This window comes from Bacillus sp. FSL L8-0152, from assembly GCF_038006365.1.
Classification (GTDB): domain Bacteria; phylum Bacillota; class Bacilli; order Bacillales; family Bacillaceae_G; genus Bacillus_A; species Bacillus_A cereus.
Map to the genome: position 1 here is coordinate 4,640,105 of NZ_JBBOVB010000001.1, position 22,116 is coordinate 4,662,220.

The following is a 22,116-nucleotide window of genomic DNA, read 5'->3' on the forward strand; positions in this document are numbered from 1 at the left end:
TTAATAGTTATTATCGCTACCAAAGAAATCTTTGAACGATTGAATTGTTGTATCACGGTTTAATGCCGCAATTGAAGTTGTTAAAGGAATACCCTTCGGACATGATTGCACACAGTTTTGAGAGTTACCACAGTTTGCTAGTCCTCCATCTCCCATAATTGCACGTAAGCGATCTGCTTTATGCATTTCACCCGTTGGATGTGAGTTGAATAAACGAGCTTGTGATAACGGCGCTGGTCCAATAAAGTCAGACTTACTGTTTACGTTTGGACATGATTCTAAGCAAACACCACATGTCATACATTTTGAAAGCTCATAAGCCCATTGACGCTTTTTCTCAGGCATTCTTGGTCCTGGACCTAAGTCATACGTACCATCAATTGGAATCCAAGCTTTAACGCGTTTTAGAGCATTAAACATGCGACTGCGATCAACTTGTAAATCACGTACAACTGGGAATGTCTTCATCGGCTTTAAGCGAATTGGCTGTTCTAATTGGTCAATAAGAGCCGTACATGATTGACGTGGCTTTCCGTTAATAACCATCGAACATGCACCGCATACTTCCTCTAAGCAGTTCATATCCCATGCGATCGGAGTTGTTTGGTTTCCTTTTGAATCAACAGGATTACGACGAATTTCCATAAGCGCCGAAATAATATTCATATTAGGACGATATGGAATTTCAAACTCTTGGTCAAACTCTTGTGCATCTGGTCCATCTTGTCTCGTAATGATGAGGCGGATTGTTTTCTCAGACATGTTGTTTATCCCCCTTCTCTTCACCCTTAGCAGCTACATCATGTTTTGAAGAATAATCACGTTTACGTGGTTTAATTAATGAAACATCAACGTCTTCGTAATGGAATGCTGGTGCATTTCCTTCTCCTTCAAATTTTGCCATAGTAGTTTTTAAGAAGTTTGCATCATCACGGTTTGGGAATTCAGGTTTGTAATGCGCCCCGCGGCTCTCATTACGGTTATATGCGCCAATTGTAATAACACGTGCTAACTCAAACATATTTGCAAGTTGACGTGTAAATGAAGCACCTTGGTTACTCCATCTCGCTGTATCGTTAATGTTAATACGTTTGTAACGATCCATTAACTCTTCAATTTTCGCATCTGTTTCTAATAACTTTTTATTTTCACGAACTACTGTAACGTTATCTGTCATCCATTCTCCAAGCTCTTTATGAAGAACATATGCATTTTCATTACCATCCATCGTTAAAATATTGTTAAATTTCTCTGTTTCGATTAATTCATTTTGCTCATATACAGTAGATGAAACAGCATCTGATGATTTAGAAAGACCTTTCATATATTCAATTGCGTTTGGTCCTGCTACCATACCACCGTAAATTGCTGATAATAGTGAGTTTGCACCAAGGCGGTTACCACCGTGCATAGAATAATCACACTCACCTGCTGCAAATAAACCTGGAATACTAGTCATTTGCTTATAGTCAACCCATAGTCCACCCATTGAATAGTGAACAGCTGGGAAGATTTTCATTGGTAGTTTACGAGGATCATCCCCTGTAAATTTCTCATAGATTTCAATAATTCCACCAAGTTTAATATCTAGTTCTTTCGGATCTTTATGAGAAAGATCTAAGTACACCATGTTTTCACCGTTAATACCTAGTTTTTGCTCTACGCAAACATCAAAGATTTCACGCGTTGCGATATCACGAGGTACAAGGTTTCCGTAAGCCGGATATTTTTCTTCTAAGAAGTACCATGGTTTACCATCTTTATATGTCCAAACACGTCCACCTTCACCACGTGCAGATTCACTCATAAGACGTAATTTATCGTCTCCAGGAATTGCCGTTGGGTGAATTTGAATGAACTCACCATTTGCATAATATGCACCTTGTTGATATACAGCAGAAGCTGCTGTACCTGTATTAATAATGGAGTTTGTTGATTTTCCGAAAATGATACCAGGGCCCCCTGTTGCCATAATCACGGCATCAGCTCCGAAACTTTTAATCTCCATAGTTTGTAAGTCTTGTGCAACGATTCCTCGGCACACACCTTCATCATCAACAACAGCTCGTAAGAAATCCCAGCCTTCATATTTCGTTACAAGTCCTGCTACTTCGTGACGACGTACTTGCTCATCTAATGCGTAAAGTAATTGCTGTCCAGTTGTTGCACCAGCAAATGCTGTACGGTGATGTTGCGTTCCACCAAATCGACGGAAATCAAGAAGTCCTTCTTCCGTACGGTTGAACATAACACCCATACGGTCCATTAAATGAATGATACCAGGTGCTGCTTCACACATTGCTTTAACTGGTGGTTGGTTCGCTAAGAAGTCCCCACCATAAATTGTATCGTCAAAGTGGATCCATGGAGAATCCCCTTCACCTTTCGTATTTACGGCACCGTTAATTCCGCCCTGAGCACATACAGAATGTGAACGTTTTACTGGTACTAAAGAAAACAGTTCAACATTTACTCCTGCTTCTGCCGCTTTAATCGTTGCCATTAAGCCAGCCAAGCCACCGCCGACTACTATAAGTTTCCCTTTCATGCTCTCCCACTCCTTACTGATTTGCTAGCTGTGGATCGATGAACGCTAATAATGCACTCACACCTACATAAGATAGACCTAAGAAAATAGCTAATGTTACATAAGTAGAGATTCTTTGTGAACGTGGAGATACTGTAATTCCCCAGCTGATGCAGAATGTCCATAGTCCATTTGCAAAGTGGAAAATTGTTGAAACAACACCAACTAAGTAGAATGCAAACATAGCTGGATTGTTTAAAATATCTGCCATCATATCATAGTTTACCTCTTTACCTAACATTGCTTGAATACGAGTTTCCCAGACGTGCCAAGAAATGAAAATCAGCGTAACGATACCTGAAATTCTTTGGAAAACGAACATCCAGTTACGGAAATAACCGTAAGAAACCGCATTGTTCTTAGCTGTAAATGCAATATATAAGCCATATATAGCATGGTACAGTATCGGTAAAAAGATGATGAAAATTTCTAGCGCATACCGGAATGGAAGGAGCTCCATAAAGCCTGCAGCTTTGTTAAAAGCCTCTGCTCCTCTTGTTGCAAAGTTGTTTACAATTAGATGTTGCGTCAAAAAGACACCAACCGGGATGACCCCCATTAATGAGTGCCACTTACGAAACGTATACTCGCGGCCTTTCATGTCCCCATTACCCCCTTGAATGTTTGACTGCTGTTTTCAGATTAATTTATAACAATAATGTTTTTTCACTATTGGCATAAGAAAAACTGAAAAAATTATTCGAAATATTTCAGCATAATTTGATAACAAGTTCATTTTACCCCTATTTTTGTCGAAGCGTCAAGAAAACGTATACATAATTTGCATATAATTTGGCAATTCTTTTTTTCTTCTTAGATATTCAGATTTCCCTAAAGAAAAATCTGTTTTTATAAATGAAAAATGTTATATAATAATCCCTATAGAAAGAGGGGAATATTGTGAGTAAAAATACAATCGATATAACATCTTTAGAAGATGTTTCATTGAACGCCTTCGCTTATGAATTGCTACGTGAAGAATTACTACCTGATTTAATCGGCAACGATTTAGATGGTATTTTATACTGGTCTGGTAGAAACCTTGCAAGAAAATATCCGCTAGAAACAATTGAAGAAGTCATTCAGTTCTTTGAAAAAGCTGGCTGGGGCACTTTAAGCATTATTGAACATAAGCGTCGTGAAATGCAGTTCCAACTTAAAGGCACACTCATTGCAGAACGTCAAAAACAAAAACGACATTCTTCTTATCAACTAGAAGCTGGATTCATCGCTGAACAAATTCAAAAGCAACGGAACGTCGTTGCAGAGTCATACGAAGAAAAGAAAAAACGTTCTGACTCTATTACATTTCTTGTAAAATGGGATATAAAAGATCTCATTGAAGTGTAAGCATTACCTACAGTCAACTAGACATATCAGTTTAGTTGACTTTTTTGTATTTTCATTCAGATGCATTTATTTTAAATCTTCAGAAATTATACCAAAAAACAGAAGACGTTGTAAACTACAACGTCTTCTTATCTGTTAAATACGTATAAATCGTCTCCGCGACATTTTTCGGCATACCCGCTTCGACAAATTCCTCTATAGAAGCTTCTTTCATCTTCTTTAATGAACCAAAATGTTTTAACAATACCTTTTTCCGTTTATCACCTATTCCTGGAATGTCATCCAATGCTGATTGAATGACAGATTTCCCATGTAATTGACGATGGAATGTAATCGCAAATCGATGCACTTCATCTTGAATACGCTGCAATAAATAAAATTCTTGGCTATTTCTCTCAAGCATCACAGGTTCCGGTGGGTCCCCAATAATTAAATGGGAGGTTTTATGTTTATCATCTTTCACAAGACCTGCCATCGGAATATATAATCCGAGCTCATTCTCTAGAATATCACTTGCAGCCGCTAGATGGCCTTTTCCTCCATCAATAATAATCAAATCAGGTAAAGGTGAATTTTCTTTAAGGGCCCTTGTATAACGGCGCCTCACAACTTCTCTCATAGACTCATAATCGTCTGGTCCTTGAACCGTTTTAATTTTATATTTTCGATACTCTTTCTTCGCCGGTTTCCCATCGATAAAAGCAATCATTGCAGAAACAGGATTTGTTCCTTGAATATTTGAGTTATCAAACGCTTCAATACGATACGGCGTTTCAATCCCAAGCTGCTTCCCTAAATGATCTACTGCTTTAATCGTTCGTTCTTCATCACGTTCAATTAAGTAAAACTTCTCTTCAAGAGCAATTTTCGCGTTTTTATTTGCTAATTCTACAAGGTCTTTTTTCTTACCACGTTTCGGCTGTGTCGCTTCTACTTCTAAAAAGCGCTCTACTAATTCCGAGTCTATACTTCCTGGAACGACAATTTCCTTCGGCTTAAAATGACTACTGTTTTCATAAAATTGGCCGATAAACGTTAAAAAGCCCTCTTCTGGTTCATCGTAAATTGGAAACATAGAAACATCACGTTCAATTAGCTTTCCTTTTCGAACGAAGAAAACTTGAACACACATCCATCCTTTATCCACTGCATATCCAAACACATCACGATCCACTAAGTCACTCATAATCATCTTTTGTTTTTCCATAATTGCATCAATATGAGCAATTTGATCACGCAACTCTTTTGCACGTTCAAACTCTAGTTTCTCTGAGGCCTCATACATTTTTACTTCTAATTCTGAACGAACTTCTTTATGTCCACCATTTAAAAACTTAATAATTTCATCTACAATTTCTTTATTTTGTTCTTCCGTCACTTCTTTCACACACGGTGCTAAGCATTGACCCATATGATAATACAAACAAACTTTATCTGGCATATTCGTACATTTCCGAAGTGGATACATACGATCTAGCAGTTTTTTCGTTTCATGAGCAGATTGTGCATTTGGATAAGGACCAAAATACTTTCCTTTATCCTTTTTTACATTTCGAGTAATGAGTAAGCGCGGTTGCTTCTCCGCCGTAATTTTAATAAAAGGATATGTTTTATCATCTTTTAATTGAATATTATATTTCGGATCATATTTTTTAATTAGATTTAACTCTAAAATAAGTGCTTCTAAATTCGAAGAGGTTACGATATATTCAAAATCAACAATTTCTCCTACAAGCCGCAGTGTTTTCCCATCATGTGAACCAGTAAAGTACGAGCGCACACGATTTTTAAGCACTTTTGCCTTTCCAACATATATAACCGTTCCTTGCTTATCTTTCATCAAATAACAACCAGGTTGATCTGGTAAAATAGCCAACTTCTCTTTCAAATGTTCGTGCACTCGTCTCCCTCCATTTCTACATACTTAGCATTTTTATTTTCCCTTGAAAACATACTATGCTCAAACACCCAACATACGTTCTTTTATTGTAACGGAAAGACTGTAAAAAAGAAAATAAAAAAAGCTACCAACTGGTAGCTTTTTTATTTTAGAAATGTTTAGAAACTAATTCTACTAACGCTTCTTTCGGTTTGTAACCTAACGTTTGATCAACTACTTTACCGTCTTTTAATACGAAAAGAGCTGGAATGCTCATTACTTCGAATTGACGAGCAGTTTCTTGGTTCTCATCAACATCTACTTTTACTACTTTTACTTTTTCGCCTAGTTCTGCATCGATTTCCTCTAATACAGGAGCGATCATTTTACAAGGTCCACACCAAGGTGCCCAGAAATCTAATAATACAACACCTTCGCTAGTTTCAGCTGCGAAGCTTTGGTCATTTGCGTTTACAATTGCCATTTTATTTCCTCCTTCAAGTATATTCTACCAAGAGTATATCATTAACTTATATACGTGGCGAATAATATGTATCGTTATGTATTGTAACAAAAAAATGTTCCTTTATACTATATAAAAATATGGATTAAATACTAAAAAGATGAGAGACAGGGGATCTCTCACCTTTTTCTATATATAGGGGTACTTCACTTGGAACTCAAGGGTACTTAAATCATGAATGTACTTTTAACTTTTTAAACTCTTCTGTTAAAAGAGGTACAACTTCGAACAAGTCACCAACAATACCGTAGTCAGCTACTTTGAAGATACTTGCTTCTGGATCTTTATTAATCGCAACGATTATTTTTGAGTTAGACATACCTGCTAAATGCTGAATCGCACCAGAAATACCACATGCAATGTATAAGTCTGGCGTAACAACTTTACCAGTTTGACCAATTTGTAATGAGTACTCACAGTATTCAGCGTCACAAGCACCACGAGATGCCCCAACAGCGCCGCCTAGTACGTCAGCTAACTCTTTTAATGGTTTAAATCCTTCTTCACTCTTCACACCGCGTCCGCCAGCGATAATAACTTTCGCTTCAGAAAGATCCACACCTTCTGCTGTTTTACGGACAACATCTTGAATAATTGTACGTAAATCTTTCACATCAACTGTAATAGAAGATACGTCACCGCTGCGAGACTCATCTTTTTCCAGAGTTGCAATGTTATTTGGACGCACTGTCGCAAATAAGATGCCGTCTGTTACAATCTTCTTCTCGAATGCTTTACCAGAGTAAATTGGACGAGTGAAGATAGCATTTCCACCTTCAACCTCTAAAGCAGTTACGTCAGAAACTAAACCAGCTTCAAGCTTCGCTGCTAATTTTGGTGATAAATCTTTACCAAGTGCCGTATGTCCAAAGACAATACCTTCTGGATTTTCTTCAGCATGTACAGCTAAAAACGCTTGTGCATAACCATCAGATGTATATGATTTTAATTTATCATTTTCAACTGTCACAACGCGATCTGCACCGTAATGAATCAATTCATTTGCAAAAGAGGCAACGCTGTCTCCAATTAGAAGACCTACTACTTCACCGCCTTCTGCAATTGTTTTTGCTGCTGCTACCGCTTCAAACGAAACGTTACGTAGCGATCCATCACGAACTTCACCCATTACTAATACTTTACGAGCCATAGATTTTCCCTCCTGCATATATAATTTCGTATTTTATTAGATTACTTTCGCTTCTGTATGGAGCAACGATACAAGTTCTTTTACTTGATCTTGCAGCTCGCCTTGTAACACTTTTCCTGCATCTTTCTTAGGAGGCAAATAGATTTCAATTGTTTTTGTCTTTGCTTCCACATCATCTTCTTCTAAATCTAAATCATCTAATTCTAATTCTTCTAGTGGCTTTTTCTTCGCTTTCATAATACCTGGAAGCGATGGGTAACGAGGTTCATTTAAACCTTGCTGTGCTGTTACTAAAACTGGTAATGAAGTTGCAATCACTTCTGTATCACCTTCAACATCACGCTCAATCTTCACATTTGTACCGTCAATTTCAAGTTTTGTAATTGTCGTTACATATGGAATATTTAACGCTTCAGCTACGCGTGGCCCTACTTGTCCAGATGCACCATCAATTGCAACGTTTCCGCCTAAAATTAAATCTGCATCTTTATCTTTTAAATATTCAGCAAGTACTTTTGCTGTCGTGAACTGGTCACCATTTTCTACATCATCTTCAATATTAATTAATACCGCTTTATCACAGCCCATTGCTAATGCAGTACGAAGTTCTTTCTCACTATCTTCGCCACCGACTGTTACAACTGTAACTTCTCCACCTTGTGCGTCTCTTACTTGAATTGCTTCTTCAATTGCATATTCATCGTAAGGGTTGATGATGAATTCCGCTTCGCCATCGTAAATTGCACCGTTTTTAATTACGATTTTTTCTTCTGTATCAAATGTTCGTTTCATGAGTACGTAGATGTTCATTCCATTTACCCCCTTGTTTTTCAGAAAGATTCTATCAATTTTAATTTTCTGTTAATTTATATTAAAAAAATAATTGAACTACCTGCCACTAAATGAAGGTTTACGCTTTTCTAAAAATGCGGCTACACCTTCTCTTCCATCTTCACTCGTAAATACTTCACCAAAAATTTGTGATTCACGTTGTACACCTTCATAGTAATGAGACGATTTTGTCGTTTGCAATAACTCTAGTACAGCACGAGTTGTTGCTGGACTTTTTCCAGCAATTTGTTTTGCAACTTTAAGCGTATCATCTAAAAATGATTCTTCAGAGAACAATCCGTTAACAAGTCCCCACTTTAATGCTTCTGCACCAGTAATTGGTGTACTTGTTAACATCATTTCACAAGCTTTCGCTTTCCCAACATAACGTGGTAAGCGCTGTGTACCTGCAAAGCCAGGAATTAATCCAAGTGTTAATTCAGGTAAACCAAGTTTTGCACTTTCAGTTGCAAAGCGCATGTGGCAAGACATAGCAAACTCAAGGCCGCCGCCCAGTGCCGCTCCATGAATTGCCGCAATAACTGGTTTTGAACATTTTTCAACACGCTCAAACGTAACTTGTCCAAGCTGTGCTAATTCTGTTGCTTGCTTCGCTTCAGTAACAGATGTAAATTCTTTAATATCTGCTCCTGCTGAGAAGAAACGTCCTTCACCGTGAATAACAACAACACGAATGTTATCATCCTTTTCCACTTGATCAATTAATTCAGTAACGTCATGCATAACTTGTGAAGACATCGCATTCGCTGGTGCGTGATTTAACGTCGCCACCGCGATATGATCTTCAACTCTTACAGATAGGAATTTCAACATGATCCCTCCCATTATTGACGATAACCACAAGCTGCAATAAGTAGCCCGTGTACCGTTTTTGAAAGTGCGACCAGATCATACTTATGATCGCTCATTACCCAATTGGTCACAACTTCATCTACTGTTCCAAAGATCATTTGTCTTGCCACGCGAACATTTAAATCTGCTTGAAATTCACCTTGTTTTATACCAGTCTCTAAAATCTCATCCATAACTTGTAAGTAGCCTTTTAATACTTCATTTATTTTAAGGCGCAAGTCTTGATTGGACTGCCTTAGCTCTAATTGCGTAACGATAGCAAGCGGATCATTTTGCGACAACAGCAAGAAGTGCGTTTCTACCAACATGAATAACTTCGATACAGCGCTTTCAATTCCTGCTGTTTTTTGACGAATTGTTTCGACAAATTCTCCCATCTTCTCTTGGAATAAGGATATTAATATATCTTCTTTATTTTTAAAATATAAATAAATCGTACCATCAGCTACCCCAGCTTGCTTTGCGATTTTAGAAACTTGCGCTTGGTGGTACCCATTCTCCGCAATCACAATGACTGCCGCATCAATAATTTGATTGTATTTCGGTCTATTTTTCTTCACTTTACTGTCCCCTTCAAGAAGATGACTGAATGAATAGTCATTCATATTCTTATAATACTGACTATTTAGAAAAGTGTCAATCCTATTTTTTCAAAAAGAAAGGGCCTTAGCCCGTTTGCTCATCCTCATTCTTTCTCTTCTCTTCATCTATTAGAACACGGCGCAAAATTTTCCCTACTGTCGTTTTCGGCAATTCATCTCTAAACTCATATACTTTCGGAACTTTATAAGCCGCTAAATATTTACGTGCAAACTGATTTAATTCTTCCTCAGAGCATTCCGTACCTTCTTTTAACACAACAAATGCTTTAACTGTCTCTCCTCGGTACGGATCTGGAACTCCAATTGTCACTACTTCTTGCACTTTTTCATGCTCATATAATACTTCTTCAACTTCACGAGGATACACATTAAATCCACTCGCGACAATCATATCTTTCTTGCGATCTTTTACATAGAAGAATCCATCTTCATCCATGTAGCCAACATCACCTGTATGGAGCCAGCCATCTTGCAATACAGCCGCTGTTTCCTCTGGCTTATTCCAATATCCTTTCATAATTTGAGGGCCTTTCACTACAATTTCACCTATTTCTCCTGGCGGTAATGCCTCACCAGTTTCAAGCGACATAATGATTGCTTCTGTATCTGGCCACGGAACTCCGATGCTACCTGGCACTCGCTTTTCCCATAAAAAATTACTATGTGTAACCGGAGAGGATTCTGTTAAACCATATCCCTCTACTAGTTTACCACCTGTAACTTTTTCGAACTTTTCCTGTACTTCTACTGGCAGTGGTGCTGATCCACTAATACAAGCACGAATAGAAGAAATATCGTATTCTTTTAAAAGCGGACTATTTAAAAGAGCGATATAAATAGTTGGTGCCCCTGGAAACAATGTCACTTTATGCTTCTTAATCGCTTCAAAAACCATTTTCATATCAAACTTTGGAATAAGGACCATTTTGTATCCTTGCATAATACTTAAATTCATAACAGCTGTCATACCATAAACATGGAAAAATGGAAGAACCCCAAGAACGACTTCTTCTCCTTCTTTGCAATTATATAACCATTGAACTCCCATTAACGTGTTAGAGACGAGGTTTTTATGCGTTAACATAACTCCTTTCGGAAATCCGGTTGTTCCTCCTGTGTACTGTAAAAGAGCTAGATCATTTTCAGGATCACAAGGCACCTCAACATTCGTATTCACTTCTTTTTCTACTGAATTCCAAAGATGAATTGTTTCACTCTCTGATACTTTCACAACTAAATTCGACTGTTTTTTCTGCACAAATGGATACAATAGATTTTTAGGGAATGGTAAAAAGTCTGCAATACGAGTTACGATAATATGCTCAATTTTTGTAGCAGATTGAACATTCGTTACTCTTGGAAACACTAAATCGAGACAAAGAATTACTTTTGCTCCCGAGTCATGAAGCTGATATTCTAATTCCCTTTCTGTATACAGTGGATTGGTTTGTACTACGATACCTCCCGCAAGTAATGTACCGTAATAACCAATTACAGCTTGCGGACAATTCGGCAACATAATAGCAACTCGATCACCCTTTTCCACACCGAGTTTTTGAAGATAATTTGCAAACCGCTTCACCTTATCATGGAAGTCCGAAAACGTAATATCCTTCCCTAAAAAGTGAAGCGCTTTCTTTTCTGGGTAGCGAGAAGCCATCTGTTCTACATATCTATGAAGCGGCTGAATATCATAAGAAATCGTACTCGGAATTTCCTCTGGATAACTTTTCAACCATGATTTTTCCACCTTCATTCCCCCTTCAAATACATAAAAAATAAATGAATGTTCATTCATGATGGTTATTTTCATTATATTATAGTCACCATAGCGTTACAATCATAATATTCTGACTTTTGTATAACTATGCTTTACTTCATTAACTTCTTATTATATGTAGAAACTCTCTTAATCTTAAAAGAGTAAGAGAGTTTGTCATTAACTTAATCTTATAATTGTTAATACCGCTCCTGGGGTAGTTGTTGATAATGTTGCAACAGCTAACAAACCAAATAATTGCAAACTAATTGCACTCCCCGCCGCAAGAGTCGTAATAATTGTCGCACTAAATGATGTCGTTGCTAATGCAGGAGAATTAATAGTCCCAGCAAGCGGTGCCCCATTAATTGTAATTCGTGAACTAACTAATAATGAAGCCGTTATATTAATTGAATATGAAATATAATAATTCCCTGCATTTGCAGCCGTAAATACTGTGTTCCCCCCAGACACTGTAATACCTGGACCAATATTCTGATTGTTTGGAAGCGGGACATTTGTTCCACCTAGTAGTACCGATATTGCTGTACCCGACGTATTATTTGCAAATGCGTATGTTGCCGTTATACTTGTGCCTGTTGCTCCTGTTGGACCTGTATCGCCTGTCGCTCCCGTTACTCCTGTCGCCCCCGTTGGACCCGTTGCTCCTGTTGGACCCGTTGCCCCTGTTATTCCTGTCGCTCCCGTTGGGCCTGTTGCTCCCGTTACTCCTGTCGCCCCCGTTGGACCCGTTGCCCCTGTTATTCCTGTCGCTCCCGTTGGGCCTGTTGCTCCCGTTACTCCTGTCGCCCCAGTTGGACCCGTTGCCCCTGTTATTCCTGTCGCTCCCGTTGGGCCTGTTGCTCCTGTTATTCCTGTCGCTCCCGTTGGGCCTGTTGCTCCTGTTATTCCTGTCGCTCCTGTTGGACCCGTTGCCCCTGTATCGCCTGTTACTCCCGTCGCTCCCGTTGGACCTGTGTCGCCTGTTACTCCTGTCGCCCCCGTTGGGCCTGTGCCACCTATTGCTCCTGTTGCTCCCGTCGGACCGGTTGGACCAACCTTAGGAACTGTCCCATCGCAACTAAAACAGCATGAATCAACATGTACACCATTTTGATTATTACACCCACAATATCCATTTACGTTATTGCTCCATGAAGACATGTTGATCACTTCCTTTACATTCGATCTTTTTAGCGCAATCACCGACTTAAAAAACACCTATCTAAATAACAAAGAAATACTTTGCCTAGTCGGGGATAAAACACAGATTTCCTCCATACATTCTAGTAATTATTACATGCGATTCACTCTCCTTTTGCTTGTACTTTCGCCTTATCTCCACAGACTATTCACAATACACATTACACTATCGTACACAGCCACTTTCCCATTTAAACTTTCCACATTCGCCAATATTTTTAGTAAAGAGGCTTATTCTTCATAAATAGCGACTATAATATATAAAAATCCGTATAATTCGTTATTTTTCATCAAAATTTTAAAAATATATTGACACTTAAAATACCCTCATAGTATGATTTGGGTGTTGTAATTGATAACCATTTTCACTTATGGTACTAGTTACAAAAAACACTTAATTTGGGGGCAGAAGATGAAGAAAATTCTCAGTATTTTCATAGTAGTTCTTCTATTCGCTGTTGGATGCGGACAGCAAAAAGAGGAGAAAAAAGAAACAAAAGCGGACAATAAAAATCAAGCTATAACAATTAAACACGCTGAAGGGGAAACGAAGTTAGATAAACCAGCGAAAAAAGTAGTTGTACTTGAGTGGGTATATTCAGAAGACTTATTAGCACTTGGTGTTCAGCCAGTAGGGATGGCAGACATTAAGAATTATAATAAATGGGTAAATACAAAAACAAAACCGAGTAAAGATGTTGTAGATGTAGGGACACGTCAACAACCAAACTTAGAAGAAATTAGCCGTTTAAAACCAGACTTAATTATTACAGCTTCATTCCGTGGTAAAGCAATTAAAAATGAATTAGAGCAAATTGCACCAACAGTTATGTTTGATCCATCAACAAGCAATAACGATCACTTTGCTGAAATGACAGAAACATTTAAACAAATTGCAAAAGCAGTTGGAAAAGAAGAAGAAGGTAAAAAAGTATTAGCTGATATGGATAAAGCATTCGCTGATGCAAAAGCAAAAATTGAGAAAGCAGACTTAAAAGATAAAAACATCGCAATGGCACAAGCATTTACTGCTAAAAACGTACCAACGTTCCGTATCTTAACTGACAATTCTTTAGCTTTACAAGTTACAAAAAAATTAGGTTTAACAAATACTTTTGAAGCAGGAAAATCTGAGCCAGATGGTTTCAAACAAACAACTGTAGAATCATTACAAAGTGTACAAGATTCAAACTTCATTTACATTGTAGCGGATGAAGATAACATTTTTGACACGCAACTAAAAGGCAACCCTGCTTGGGAAGAATTAAAGTTCAAAAAAGAAAACAAAATGTATAAATTAAAAGGCGACACTTGGATTTTCGGTGGTCCTGAGTCTGCAACATCTTTAGCAACACAAGTAGCAGATGTAATGACAGCGAAGAAGTGATTACACGATGAATAGCTTACAACATACACTTCGAGCAAGTCTTGTATTCGGAGGAGGAGCAGCTCTCTTGCTCCTCCTTTTCTTTATTCATATCGGACAAGGTCAAGCAAACATTTCCTATAGTATGATTATTGATGCTCTTATCTCACCGAACCAATCGCTAGAACATCAAACTTTAATCATGCTTCGATTACCTAGAGCCGTAATTGCCATTTTAGCTGGAGGCGCTCTTGCTGCATCAGGGGTTATTTTACAAACGTTAACGAAAAATCCACTTGCTGAATCCAGTACAATGGGTATTCACTCTGGCGCATATTTCTTTCTAGTAGCGGCTACAATTTTCTTACCGAAAGGTTTACAAATTAATTCTCTTCTGTTCACATTTATCGGCGGTGCTATTACTGCTTTATTTGTATACCGTATTTCTGGTGGAAAAAAGGGAACCCCACTCAGAATGGCATTAGCTGGTATGGTCGTTACATTAATGCTCTCTGCCTTTACCGGAACGATGCAGCTTTTCTATGAAAATGAAACAGCTGGTTTATTTTTATGGGGAGCTGGATCTCTTATTCAAAATAACTGGGATGGCGTTCAATTTGCTTTTCCATTTATCATTATTTCTTTCCTAGTTTTACTATTTATATCTCGTAAACTCAACATTCTCTTACTTGGTGATGATGTTGCTGTTTCTCTTGGTGAAAAAACAGCAGTAACACGTCTTATCGCCTTCATTGCTGTAATCTTTTTAACAGCAGTAATTGTTACTGTTGTTGGACCAATTGGATTTGTCGGCTTAGTTGCACCTCATTTAATGCGCCTTATCGGATACCGTCAACACTTTACTCTTCTTCTCTCTTCTTTCTTATGGGGGGCAGTATTATTGCTTGGAGCAGATGTTGTCGGTAGATTAATAGATCCAACCGGTGCAGAACTTCCTGTTGGGGCAGTCACAGCAATGATTGGATCTCCTTGGCTTATTTACTTAGTTTATCGAATGATGAAGTCGAAACAATATATGAATGATAACGGTGCGAATGCAGCTGGAGCTAGTTCCCGCTATTACTCTTATAAAAAGGTAATCATTATATCTATCACACTTTGTATTGTGACGATTGCTCTTGGTGTTACAATCGGTAGTAACGCTTATATCGAAAGCATTACAAATGTTATATCAGGTCAATTAACACAATTTGACAAAAACATGATGATGAATCTTCGATTACCAAGAATGCTCGTTGCCGCTATTGCTGGTGCATGCCTTGCAATAAGTGGGCTTGTTTTCCAAGGTATACTACGAAACCCACTTGCCGATCCTTCTATTATTGGTATTTCATCGGGAGCTGGTGTCGGTGCTTTAACTGTTATGTATGTCTTTCCTGCACTTCCTGGTTTCTTCCTACCAATTGGTGCATTTATTGGTGGACTACTTGCAGTAGGAATTGTCCTCTTCTTCTCATGGAAATCAGGGTTTAGCCCCACAGCTCTTGCTTTAATAGGGATTGGTATTTCTGCACTTGGCTCAGCAATTATTCAAATCTTTATCGTTAGAGCCAATTTGAATGTTGCCGCTGCTTTAACATGGTTATCTGGCAGTACGTATGCAAGAGGGTGGAATCACTTAGAAAATATCATTCTATATCCATCTCTAATTCTTGTATTAATTATCTTTTTCTTAATAAAACAACTTGACGTTCTCGTACTGGGAGACGATTTAGCAACTGGACTTGGGCAACCAGTAAATAAAACACGTCTTGCTCTAATTGTGCTAGCGACACTACTTGCATCAGTAAATATCGCTGCTGTCGGTACAATTGCCTTTTTAGGCCTTGTCGCACCTCACTTAGCAAGAATTGTTGTTGGTATGAACCATCAAAGACTATTCGTTTGTTCAGCACTATTTGGAGCAATCCTTCTTTCTGTTGCTGACTTACTTGGACGTACAATCGCATATCCGAAAGAAATCCCTTCTGGCCTTGTCGTCGCTGTACTTGGAGCGCCTTATTTCTTATGGTTGATGAGGAAGAGTGGGAAGAAGGTTAATTAAAAGACGGCTTCATATATGTGAAGCCGTCTTTTCCTATTATGGCATAAAATTAGCATAGGCTTTGTACATAATATATATAACAAGTGAATACATGATTATATTGAACACACTTCGTTTTAAAGTTAACTTTCTCTTTAATTTCTTATCTTGTAATCTCAATTCTATTCCATTCGCTATTTTCAACCTACCTACTATTTGAAATAACTCTCTGTAATCATCAGCATTTCCCAATAATACGTATTCGTTATCATTTTTATACTTTATATGCAGAAACTCACTTCCACCTTTACGGTCTAATATTGTTTTCATATAAGCTACTTCATTCAATACACATACTTTTAAATCAACTTCATTATAATAACGATCCATAAAAAACACATACAACCGTTTATTTGTAACGATTAACACATTATTAATACCAAAGTTCATTGCAAGAACGCCTATCCCTAATGTCATGGCTGTGCCTGTCTGCCAATTTTTCACACGATGATTTTCGGCAAGCATACTATATAAAATCTCTTCGCTTCCCTGTAACTCTTCTTGTACAACCTCATAACAACGTTTCATTAAAATTGTTTTTGTTACAACTTCTTTTGTACGATCTATTTTCTTTTTATCTATTTTCTCATCATTTCTATAATCATCTACAAAATTATCGCTATACTGTAAGTTATTTAATTCCTGAAGTAACTTTTCTTTATTCATTCCTTTCCCCCCCCAGCAGCTTCTTCAATTTCTTTCTCCCTCTTGAAAGCCTACTATATACCGTATCTCGTGTCATACCGAATTCAAGCGCTATTTCTTGTACGCTATATTCATCTAAATACCTTTTTATAAAAATTTTCTTATCTTCTTCATTCAATTCTTTAATTAAAACGTAAAAATTATAATCTCGCTCTTCTTTTGTTAAATTGATATTTTTTCTATCTTCATATATTTCTTGCTGAAACTCTTGTAATTGATAAACCTTATTACTTTTTCGTTTATAATCAATGGCTTTAAACTTAGCGACAGATATAAGCCAGTTTCTAAACTTCCCACGATTTTCATCATAGCTACTAATGTTGTACCAAACGATTAATAAAATATCGTCAACACATTCATCCACTAACACCTTACTCTGTGCCGTATCTAAAACACTATGAACTACCTTATAAATTAAATCTCCATATCGATCAATTGCTGTATGTAATGCTAACATATCTTGTTTTCGAAGACCTTCTACTATTTCTATATCCTTCACCCTTATCACCACTCTTTATCCAATTCTTTATTCATTATATATACGAATGAGCACATTCGTTTCCTGACACTTTTACAAATATTTTCTAATTGTTTTCATATTGTAGCAATGCTTAAGTAATTATTTCTTATGGAACAGGGATTATACTATCTCTCACGAATTTAATCTATGAACAAAAATAGGAGGGATAACTATGTACCAAACAATTGAAGGCTTCTTGCAATCATGGACATACGAAGCAGAGTCTACTCAGAAAATGCTTGATTCATTAACCGATGCATCTTTATCACAAGAAATTGCACCTGGGCACTGGACGTTAGGTAGAGTTGCTTGGCACATCGTGACGGCAATTCCTGTTATACTATCTGGCACAGGGCTAAAGTTTGAAGGAGAATTGAAAGATTATCCTGTTCCAACTTCTGCAAAAACAATTGCAGATGAATACCGTAAAGTAAACGCGGCTTTTGTTGAAACACTTCAAAGTAAATGGACTGATAAAGACTTAGCTACTATTAATGACTTCTTTGGTCGCCCTATGCCGAATTCTATATTTCTAATGACACTCATTAATCATCAAAATCACCACCGCGGACAAATGACGGTTTTAATGCGACAAGCTGGCTTAACAGTTCCTGGCGTATATGGCCCCGCAAAAGAAGAATGGGCTGCGGCTGGAATGGAAGCTCCTAAAATGTAACGACAAAAAAGACAAGATGTTTACATATCTTGTCTTTTTCTGTAACTTGTTTCATGTGAAACTATTTTTTCTTAATGGTTGTTTTATGGAAAAGATAGGTTAAAATGAATACATATTACGAAGAGGAGTAACCAAATTGAATACAAAAAATAAAAAAATAGCTATGGGAACTATTTTACTAACTTCTATTATTGGAGTTATTAGTGTATCTCTTTATTTCACCTATTATGGTACCCCTTGGGGAAAACAAGTAGCAATTACGGACTCAAAAGAGTATATTACAAAATATTTTAATCTAGATGCAGAAGTCAAAAATACTTCTTACGATGCTAAAATGAATAGCTATGCAATCTCCTTTGAAACAAGTACCGACGGCGAGTTTACTATCGAATATAAAAGTCCTAATAACTTTAACATTTCTCCAGACGTGCAAAAGTATTTAAGCACACACTCTAAATTTACAGAGTAGTAACGAAGCGTACATATACAAAAAAGAGTTGGTGTAACGCCAACTCTTTTTCACATATTCTTATCATACAGTTATATCTTCCTTCTCTATATTTTTAATGCCGTAATACGCAATCACAACTCCAATTGCTGCGAGTGCTAGTTGAAGGGGAAGTAAAGTTGCTGTAGGAAACTCTGGGTTGGTATTCATTGCAATTGAGACAACGATAAGAGATGAAACAATTGTAGTTGGCACTGAACGTTTACGCATTCCGAAATATAATGGGATTAAACTCATCCCCGCAGTTGCAATGGCTAAAGGAACTAGTTTTATTCCTTCTTGCACCAATTGATCTACTGTGAATGAATTAGGAAGAATTGAAAAACAACTATCTATCCCAAAGAAGATTCCTACTACTAAAATGTTAGATACAATAACTGTTATAAATGTTACTATCGCTGTAATAGCCAACTTACTAGCCATCATTTTCTTTCGGTTAATGGGATAAGAAAACATGAGTAGTATTGTTTTATTTTTATATTCGCCAATTATTAACCTTGCTATTAATACACTACCAAAAATAATAAATGTTGCTCTTACTACTGTACTAGCCATTAACAAAATCATCTGCGGATCTCTTATTTCTGGATCTCCTTCTATTTGTGCAATGAAACTAACAAAGATTAATAATGCCAGTATAATAATATTTGCAATAACTGCTCCCCTCACATACCATCCAAACTTAAATTTCTTCAATTCTAACTTCATAAGACGTAGCATGATATTCCTCCTTCCTCCTTGGACTTAATCAATATAAATGAATCCTGTTTCACTTAAAATCTTCGCTTCATTTTTTGCATCACCAATCGTTCCTACTTTTATTTTGTCTGTATTTTTATCTTTCTTAAGTCCTTTTAAATCCACTATTACGTCAGCCGAATTACTTTTAGCCATAAGCTTCAATGATGTAGAGACACCTTTATACCGTACGCCAATATCCCCTGATTCTGTTTCTACAAATAATGATTTTCCTTCTGTCATATCTTTCAGTAATACTTCCCCAGATGTTGAATTGATGTTCATATTTTTATTTTTTACATTTTTTACATAATTATCTCCAGTAGTGGAAGTTATATTTACTTCTTGTAATGAACTATCTTTTAACATTAAATCTCCGCTTTCGGATGTAAATTCACCCTTCTCTGCCGATAACCCTGTAATCATTCCATCTCCAGATTTTCCTTTTGTCACGATGCTTTTTACTACTATATCTCTTATTTTCACATCACCCGATTTATTATTTACTACAATTTTATCTATTTCTTTCTTCGGAATAGCTATAGATATACTATTTTTCTTCCTAAACGTGAAACCATTAAAAAATCTGTTCATCTTTTGTTTTTGTTTAATCATAATTTTATTTTCATCATTTTCTATTTTGACAGGATCTATCTCTTTATCTACTTGTTCACCTTGAGCGGAAATTACTATTTTATTAGCGTCTTTACTTTTAAATTCAAGATTCCAATTTTCATTGTCTACTTCTATTTCTTTTATATTATTGATTTCAAAAGACTTTTCTTTCTTAAAATCTTTCCCCTGAAACACCTTAAAACCAAAAACCGCACTAGCAATTGTAATGAATAATATTGCAATTACTATTATTTTTTTCACCATTCATACCCCAGTTCGTTTTTTGTTTTAAGCTTGCTTCACGCCACATCGATCTTGTCGATTTTACGAAACGATAGATAACTAATGAAAATTCCTAATAAACAGAGCACGATTGGGATAGCTATAAAATCAAACATACTTACTTGACCGTTTCCAGGTCCAAAGTTACCACTAATCAGCATACCAATTATTACTGCCGAAGTAATCGTTGTCGGTGTCGATTTCTTTCTCATTCCAAAAAACAAAGGAATTAAACTTATACCAGATATCATAAATGCACTTATAATAGTACCTGGAACGATAGCTATTATTTCACCTATCGTAGCTGGTCTTTCAATCAGTCCCATCATTGGACTCACAAAATAAACAAGCAAACTAATAATGAAAGTCGCGATAATGGTACTCACAAAACAAAAACAAAAAACAATTGTTAATTTCGCACTCATTAGCATTTTCCTTTGAAGCGGATACATAAATGATAGTTGTATCGTTTTATTCTTATACTCATCAATTACTAAACGTGATAAAATGACCGAACTAAAAATAATGAATGTTATCCTAATAAAAATATTTACTAAAGCCATATTCTGTGTGAAGTCAGAGAAGAGCATGTCTTCCTCGGCTTTCATTCCCAATGCCATAAGGCTTACTGCAGCGAAAATTGCTATAATACAAATTGCTACCCCTTTAAAGTAACTAGATAATTTATGTTTCTTCCATTCGAGCTTCATTAATCTAAGCATACAAACCACTCCTCCATTCTTTATATAACTGTCTTTATGCAGCTAACATTCTAATTCCAGCAGTAACGAAGCTTAACATTCCTATCACTAGTAGAATTAACAACCATTTCCGCTCTGGTTTTCTATAATATAAAATTCCACTTATTAGCATTACGATAAATCCACTTACCAGGTTCAGCCACAGTCCATTAAGCATGAATACCTTCTCCATCCATTACATTTAAGAAATATTCTTCTAAGGAACTATGTTTCTTATTAATACTTTCAATTTCCACATCGTTCATAATAAGTGCTTTTGAAATGGCCTGCTGAGACGCTGACGTATCATACACACGAATCATGGTTCCACTCATTATTTTGTAGTTTTTTATACCAAGTTTATCTTCTAAAATATAAGCTGCACGTTTCACATCAGGAACAGTGATTTCAATGTACTCTGTTTGCTTTCCGTTAATACTCTTCATTGAAACTTCTTTTATTAGTTTTCCATTTTGAATCACACCAATTGTATCGGCCATTAGTTCCATCTCACCTAAAATATGACTAGAAACTAATAATGTAATACCGTATTCTTTGCAGAGCATTTTAAATAATTCTCGTAACTCTTTAATACCAATTGGATCTAAACCGTTAATTGGTTCATCTAAAATGAGCAATTCTGGCTTTGTCACGATTGCCCTTGCAATACCGAGTCGTTGTTTCATTCCTAATGAAAAATCTTTTACTTTTTTATTATCTATCCCTTGTAGTTTCACTAAATGTAAAGCATGGTCAATTGCATTTTTATCGTAGTAGCCCATATATTCACAATGCAGGTCTAAGTTTTCTTTCGCCGTTAATTTATCATAAAAGATTGGGTATTCAATAATTGTCCCCATTCTTTTTAATACTTCATAAGATGTATCTGTTAATTTCTCACCGAAGATTTCAATATCACCACTCGTCGGTTTTATTAAATTTGTAATCATTTTCATAATCGTTGTTTTACCAGCACCGTTTGGTCCTAAAAAACCGTAAATTTCTCCTTTTTTCACATGCATGTTAACACCGGAAATAACTTCTTTCCCTTTAAACACTTTCGTTAACTGGTTTGTTTTTAATATATATGTCATGTTACTTTCCC

Annotated in this window: 23 protein-coding genes; 5 read left to right on the forward strand and 18 right to left on the reverse strand. The window is 36.7% G+C overall.

What is annotated here, in order from left to right:
- The 3 genes from sdhB to sdhC are packed head-to-tail and all read right to left on the reverse strand — an operon-like array spanning position 1 to position 3,188.
- On the reverse strand, positions 1 to 762 hold the full coding sequence (gene sdhB, locus MHH27_RS23495; protein ID WP_001291830.1) for a succinate dehydrogenase iron-sulfur subunit: 762 nt from the start codon (positions 760 to 762) through the stop codon (positions 1 to 3).
- A complete protein-coding gene (sdhA, locus tag MHH27_RS23500; RefSeq protein WP_000676743.1) occupies positions 755 to 2,548 on the reverse strand; it encodes a succinate dehydrogenase flavoprotein subunit in 1,794 nt (597 codons plus the stop codon). The genes sdhB and sdhA overlap by 8 nt, the downstream gene beginning before the upstream one ends.
- A 13-nt stretch (positions 2,549 to 2,561) precedes the next feature.
- Positions 2,562 to 3,188, reverse strand: coding sequence for a succinate dehydrogenase cytochrome B558 (gene sdhC, locus MHH27_RS23505; protein ID WP_000678354.1), 627 nt, complete (start codon positions 3,186 to 3,188; stop codon positions 2,562 to 2,564).
- A gap of 299 nt (positions 3,189 to 3,487) precedes the next feature.
- Between sdhC and MHH27_RS23510 the strand changes: the two genes are divergently transcribed.
- The gene (locus MHH27_RS23510) at positions 3,488 to 3,937 is read left to right on the forward strand and encodes a YslB family protein (protein WP_000042214.1); all 450 of its coding nucleotides are present in this window, start codon (positions 3,488 to 3,490) and stop codon (positions 3,935 to 3,937) included.
- 115 nt (positions 3,938 to 4,052) lie between these two features.
- Here MHH27_RS23510 and uvrC read toward each other — a convergent pair whose 3' ends face one another.
- The 8 genes from uvrC to MHH27_RS23550 all read right to left on the reverse strand — a co-directional run bounded on the left by uvrC (position 4,053) and on the right by MHH27_RS23550 (position 12,718).
- On the reverse strand, positions 4,053 to 5,837 hold the full coding sequence (uvrC, locus tag MHH27_RS23515; protein ID WP_000544300.1) for an excinuclease ABC subunit C: 1,785 nt from the start codon (positions 5,835 to 5,837) through the stop codon (positions 4,053 to 4,055).
- A gap of 148 nt (positions 5,838 to 5,985) precedes the next feature.
- On the reverse strand, positions 5,986 to 6,300 hold the full coding sequence (gene trxA / locus MHH27_RS23520) for a thioredoxin (protein WP_001018944.1): 315 nt from the start codon (positions 6,298 to 6,300) through the stop codon (positions 5,986 to 5,988).
- 211 nt (positions 6,301 to 6,511) lie between these two features.
- Positions 6,512 to 7,489 (reverse strand): electron transfer flavoprotein subunit alpha, encoded by a 978-nt coding sequence (etfA, locus tag MHH27_RS23525; protein ID WP_340944320.1) that lies wholly within the window; start codon positions 7,487 to 7,489, stop codon positions 6,512 to 6,514.
- 36 nt (positions 7,490 to 7,525) lie between these two features.
- Entirely contained in the window at positions 7,526 to 8,299 is a 774-nt protein-coding gene (gene etfB / locus MHH27_RS23530; RefSeq protein WP_001029028.1) for an electron transfer flavoprotein subunit beta, read from the reverse strand.
- Between the two features lie 78 nt (positions 8,300 to 8,377).
- Entirely contained in the window at positions 8,378 to 9,154 is a 777-nt protein-coding gene (locus MHH27_RS23535; RefSeq protein WP_000911291.1) for an enoyl-CoA hydratase, read from the reverse strand.
- A gap of 11 nt (positions 9,155 to 9,165) precedes the next feature.
- Positions 9,166 to 9,753: a TetR/AcrR family transcriptional regulator gene (locus MHH27_RS23540; RefSeq protein WP_000742223.1), complete on the reverse strand. Its 588-nt coding sequence runs from the start codon at positions 9,751 to 9,753 to the stop codon at positions 9,166 to 9,168.
- A 106-nt stretch (positions 9,754 to 9,859) separates the two neighbouring features.
- A complete protein-coding gene (locus MHH27_RS23545; RefSeq protein ID WP_063548716.1) occupies positions 9,860 to 11,545 on the reverse strand; it encodes a long-chain-fatty-acid--CoA ligase in 1,686 nt (561 codons plus the stop codon).
- 189 nt (positions 11,546 to 11,734) lie between these two features.
- A complete protein-coding gene (locus MHH27_RS23550) occupies positions 11,735 to 12,718 on the reverse strand; it encodes a BclA C-terminal domain-containing protein (RefSeq protein ID WP_340944323.1) in 984 nt (327 codons plus the stop codon).
- Positions 12,719 to 13,169: 451 nt separating this feature from the next.
- On the opposite strand from MHH27_RS23550, the gene MHH27_RS23555 reads away from it, so the two are divergent.
- Entirely contained in the window at positions 13,170 to 14,144 is a 975-nt protein-coding gene (locus MHH27_RS23555; RefSeq protein ID WP_000722821.1) for an ABC transporter substrate-binding protein, read from the forward strand.
- 7 nt (positions 14,145 to 14,151) lie between these two features.
- Positions 14,152 to 16,188, forward strand: coding sequence for a Fe(3+)-hydroxamate ABC transporter permease FhuB (fhuB, locus tag MHH27_RS23560; protein ID WP_098508944.1), 2,037 nt, complete (start codon positions 14,152 to 14,154; stop codon positions 16,186 to 16,188).
- A 36-nt stretch (positions 16,189 to 16,224) separates the two neighbouring features.
- Here the strand turns inward: fhuB and MHH27_RS23565 are convergent, their stop codons facing one another.
- Positions 16,225 to 16,893: a septation ring formation regulator EzrA gene (locus MHH27_RS23565; RefSeq protein WP_090976972.1), complete on the reverse strand. Its 669-nt coding sequence runs from the start codon at positions 16,891 to 16,893 to the stop codon at positions 16,225 to 16,227.
- Entirely contained in the window at positions 16,886 to 17,440 is a 555-nt protein-coding gene (locus MHH27_RS23570) for a sigma-70 family RNA polymerase sigma factor (RefSeq protein WP_097821746.1), read from the reverse strand. The genes MHH27_RS23565 and MHH27_RS23570 overlap by 8 nt, the downstream gene beginning before the upstream one ends.
- Positions 17,441 to 17,624: 184 nt before the next feature.
- On the opposite strand from MHH27_RS23570, the gene MHH27_RS23575 reads away from it, so the two are divergent.
- Together MHH27_RS23575 and MHH27_RS23580 are read left to right on the forward strand one after the other, a co-directional pair.
- Positions 17,625 to 18,128 carry a DinB family protein gene (locus MHH27_RS23575; RefSeq protein ID WP_000284979.1) on the forward strand — a complete coding sequence of 168 codons (504 nt, stop codon included), beginning with the start codon at positions 17,625 to 17,627 and terminating at the stop codon, positions 18,126 to 18,128.
- 136 nt (positions 18,129 to 18,264) lie between these two features.
- Positions 18,265 to 18,597, forward strand: coding sequence for a YfjL-like protein (locus tag MHH27_RS23580; protein ID WP_097924998.1), 333 nt, complete (start codon positions 18,265 to 18,267; stop codon positions 18,595 to 18,597).
- Positions 18,598 to 18,660: 63 nt separating this feature from the next.
- Here MHH27_RS23580 and MHH27_RS23585 read toward each other — a convergent pair whose 3' ends face one another.
- Genes MHH27_RS23585 through MHH27_RS23605 form a run of 5 tightly spaced genes read right to left on the reverse strand, consistent with a single transcriptional unit; the run spans position 18,661 to position 22,105 of the window.
- Positions 18,661 to 19,356, reverse strand: coding sequence for an ABC transporter permease (locus tag MHH27_RS23585; RefSeq protein WP_000945180.1), 696 nt, complete (start codon positions 19,354 to 19,356; stop codon positions 18,661 to 18,663).
- Positions 19,357 to 19,380: 24 nt separating this feature from the next.
- Positions 19,381 to 20,253, reverse strand: coding sequence for a DUF4097 family beta strand repeat-containing protein (locus MHH27_RS23590; protein WP_340944327.1), 873 nt, complete (start codon positions 20,251 to 20,253; stop codon positions 19,381 to 19,383).
- A 35-nt stretch (positions 20,254 to 20,288) separates the two neighbouring features.
- Positions 20,289 to 20,993, reverse strand: a complete 705-nt coding sequence (locus MHH27_RS23595; protein ID WP_000945209.1) for an ABC transporter permease — start codon at positions 20,991 to 20,993, stop codon at positions 20,289 to 20,291.
- 34 nt (positions 20,994 to 21,027) lie between these two features.
- A complete protein-coding gene (locus tag MHH27_RS23600; RefSeq protein WP_000931814.1) occupies positions 21,028 to 21,189 on the reverse strand; it encodes a hypothetical protein in 162 nt (53 codons plus the stop codon).
- Positions 21,182 to 22,105, reverse strand: a complete 924-nt coding sequence (locus MHH27_RS23605) for an ABC transporter ATP-binding protein (protein ID WP_000221065.1) — start codon at positions 22,103 to 22,105, stop codon at positions 21,182 to 21,184. The genes MHH27_RS23600 and MHH27_RS23605 overlap by 8 nt, the downstream gene beginning before the upstream one ends.
- Positions 22,106 to 22,116 lie beyond the last annotated feature (11 nt).

What these genes read in the sequence shown, in the direction of transcription:
- MHH27_RS23600 (WP_000931814.1), bottom strand. Translation starts at nt 21,189, where the DNA reads ATGCTTAATGGACTGTGGCTGAACCTGGTAAGTGGATTTATCGTAATG.
- MHH27_RS23605 (WP_000221065.1), bottom strand. Translation starts at nt 22,105, where the DNA reads ATGACATATATATTAAAAACAAACCAGTTAACGAAAGTGTTTAAAGGG.
- MHH27_RS23555 (WP_000722821.1), top strand. Translation starts at nt 13,170, where the DNA reads ATGAAGAAAATTCTCAGTATTTTCATAGTAGTTCTTCTATTCGCTGTT.
- MHH27_RS23565 (WP_090976972.1), bottom strand. Translation starts at nt 16,893, where the DNA reads ATGAATAAAGAAAAGTTACTTCAGGAATTAAATAACTTACAGTATAGC.
- MHH27_RS23550 (WP_340944323.1), bottom strand. Translation starts at nt 12,718, where the DNA reads ATGTCTTCATGGAGCAATAACGTAAATGGATATTGTGGGTGTAATAAT.
- trxA (WP_001018944.1), bottom strand. Translation starts at nt 6,300, where the DNA reads ATGGCAATTGTAAACGCAAATGACCAAAGCTTCGCAGCTGAAACTAGC.
- sdhB (WP_001291830.1), bottom strand. Translation starts at nt 762, where the DNA reads ATGTCTGAGAAAACAATCCGCCTCATCATTACGAGACAAGATGGACCA.
- MHH27_RS23575 (WP_000284979.1), top strand. Translation starts at nt 17,625, where the DNA reads ATGTACCAAACAATTGAAGGCTTCTTGCAATCATGGACATACGAAGCA.
- MHH27_RS23585 (WP_000945180.1), bottom strand. Translation starts at nt 19,356, where the DNA reads ATGCTACGTCTTATGAAGTTAGAATTGAAGAAATTTAAGTTTGGATGG.
- MHH27_RS23595 (WP_000945209.1), bottom strand. Translation starts at nt 20,993, where the DNA reads ATGCTTAGATTAATGAAGCTCGAATGGAAGAAACATAAATTATCTAGT.
- fhuB (WP_098508944.1), top strand. Translation starts at nt 14,152, where the DNA reads ATGAATAGCTTACAACATACACTTCGAGCAAGTCTTGTATTCGGAGGA.
- MHH27_RS23590 (WP_340944327.1), bottom strand. Translation starts at nt 20,253, where the DNA reads ATGGTGAAAAAAATAATAGTAATTGCAATATTATTCATTACAATTGCT.
- MHH27_RS23535 (WP_000911291.1), bottom strand. Translation starts at nt 9,154, where the DNA reads ATGTTGAAATTCCTATCTGTAAGAGTTGAAGATCATATCGCGGTGGCG.
- etfA (WP_340944320.1), bottom strand. Translation starts at nt 7,489, where the DNA reads ATGGCTCGTAAAGTATTAGTAATGGGTGAAGTTCGTGATGGATCGCTA.
- sdhA (WP_000676743.1), bottom strand. Translation starts at nt 2,548, where the DNA reads ATGAAAGGGAAACTTATAGTAGTCGGCGGTGGCTTGGCTGGCTTAATG.
- sdhC (WP_000678354.1), bottom strand. Translation starts at nt 3,188, where the DNA reads ATGAAAGGCCGCGAGTATACGTTTCGTAAGTGGCACTCATTAATGGGG.
- etfB (WP_001029028.1), bottom strand. Translation starts at nt 8,299, where the DNA reads ATGAACATCTACGTACTCATGAAACGAACATTTGATACAGAAGAAAAA.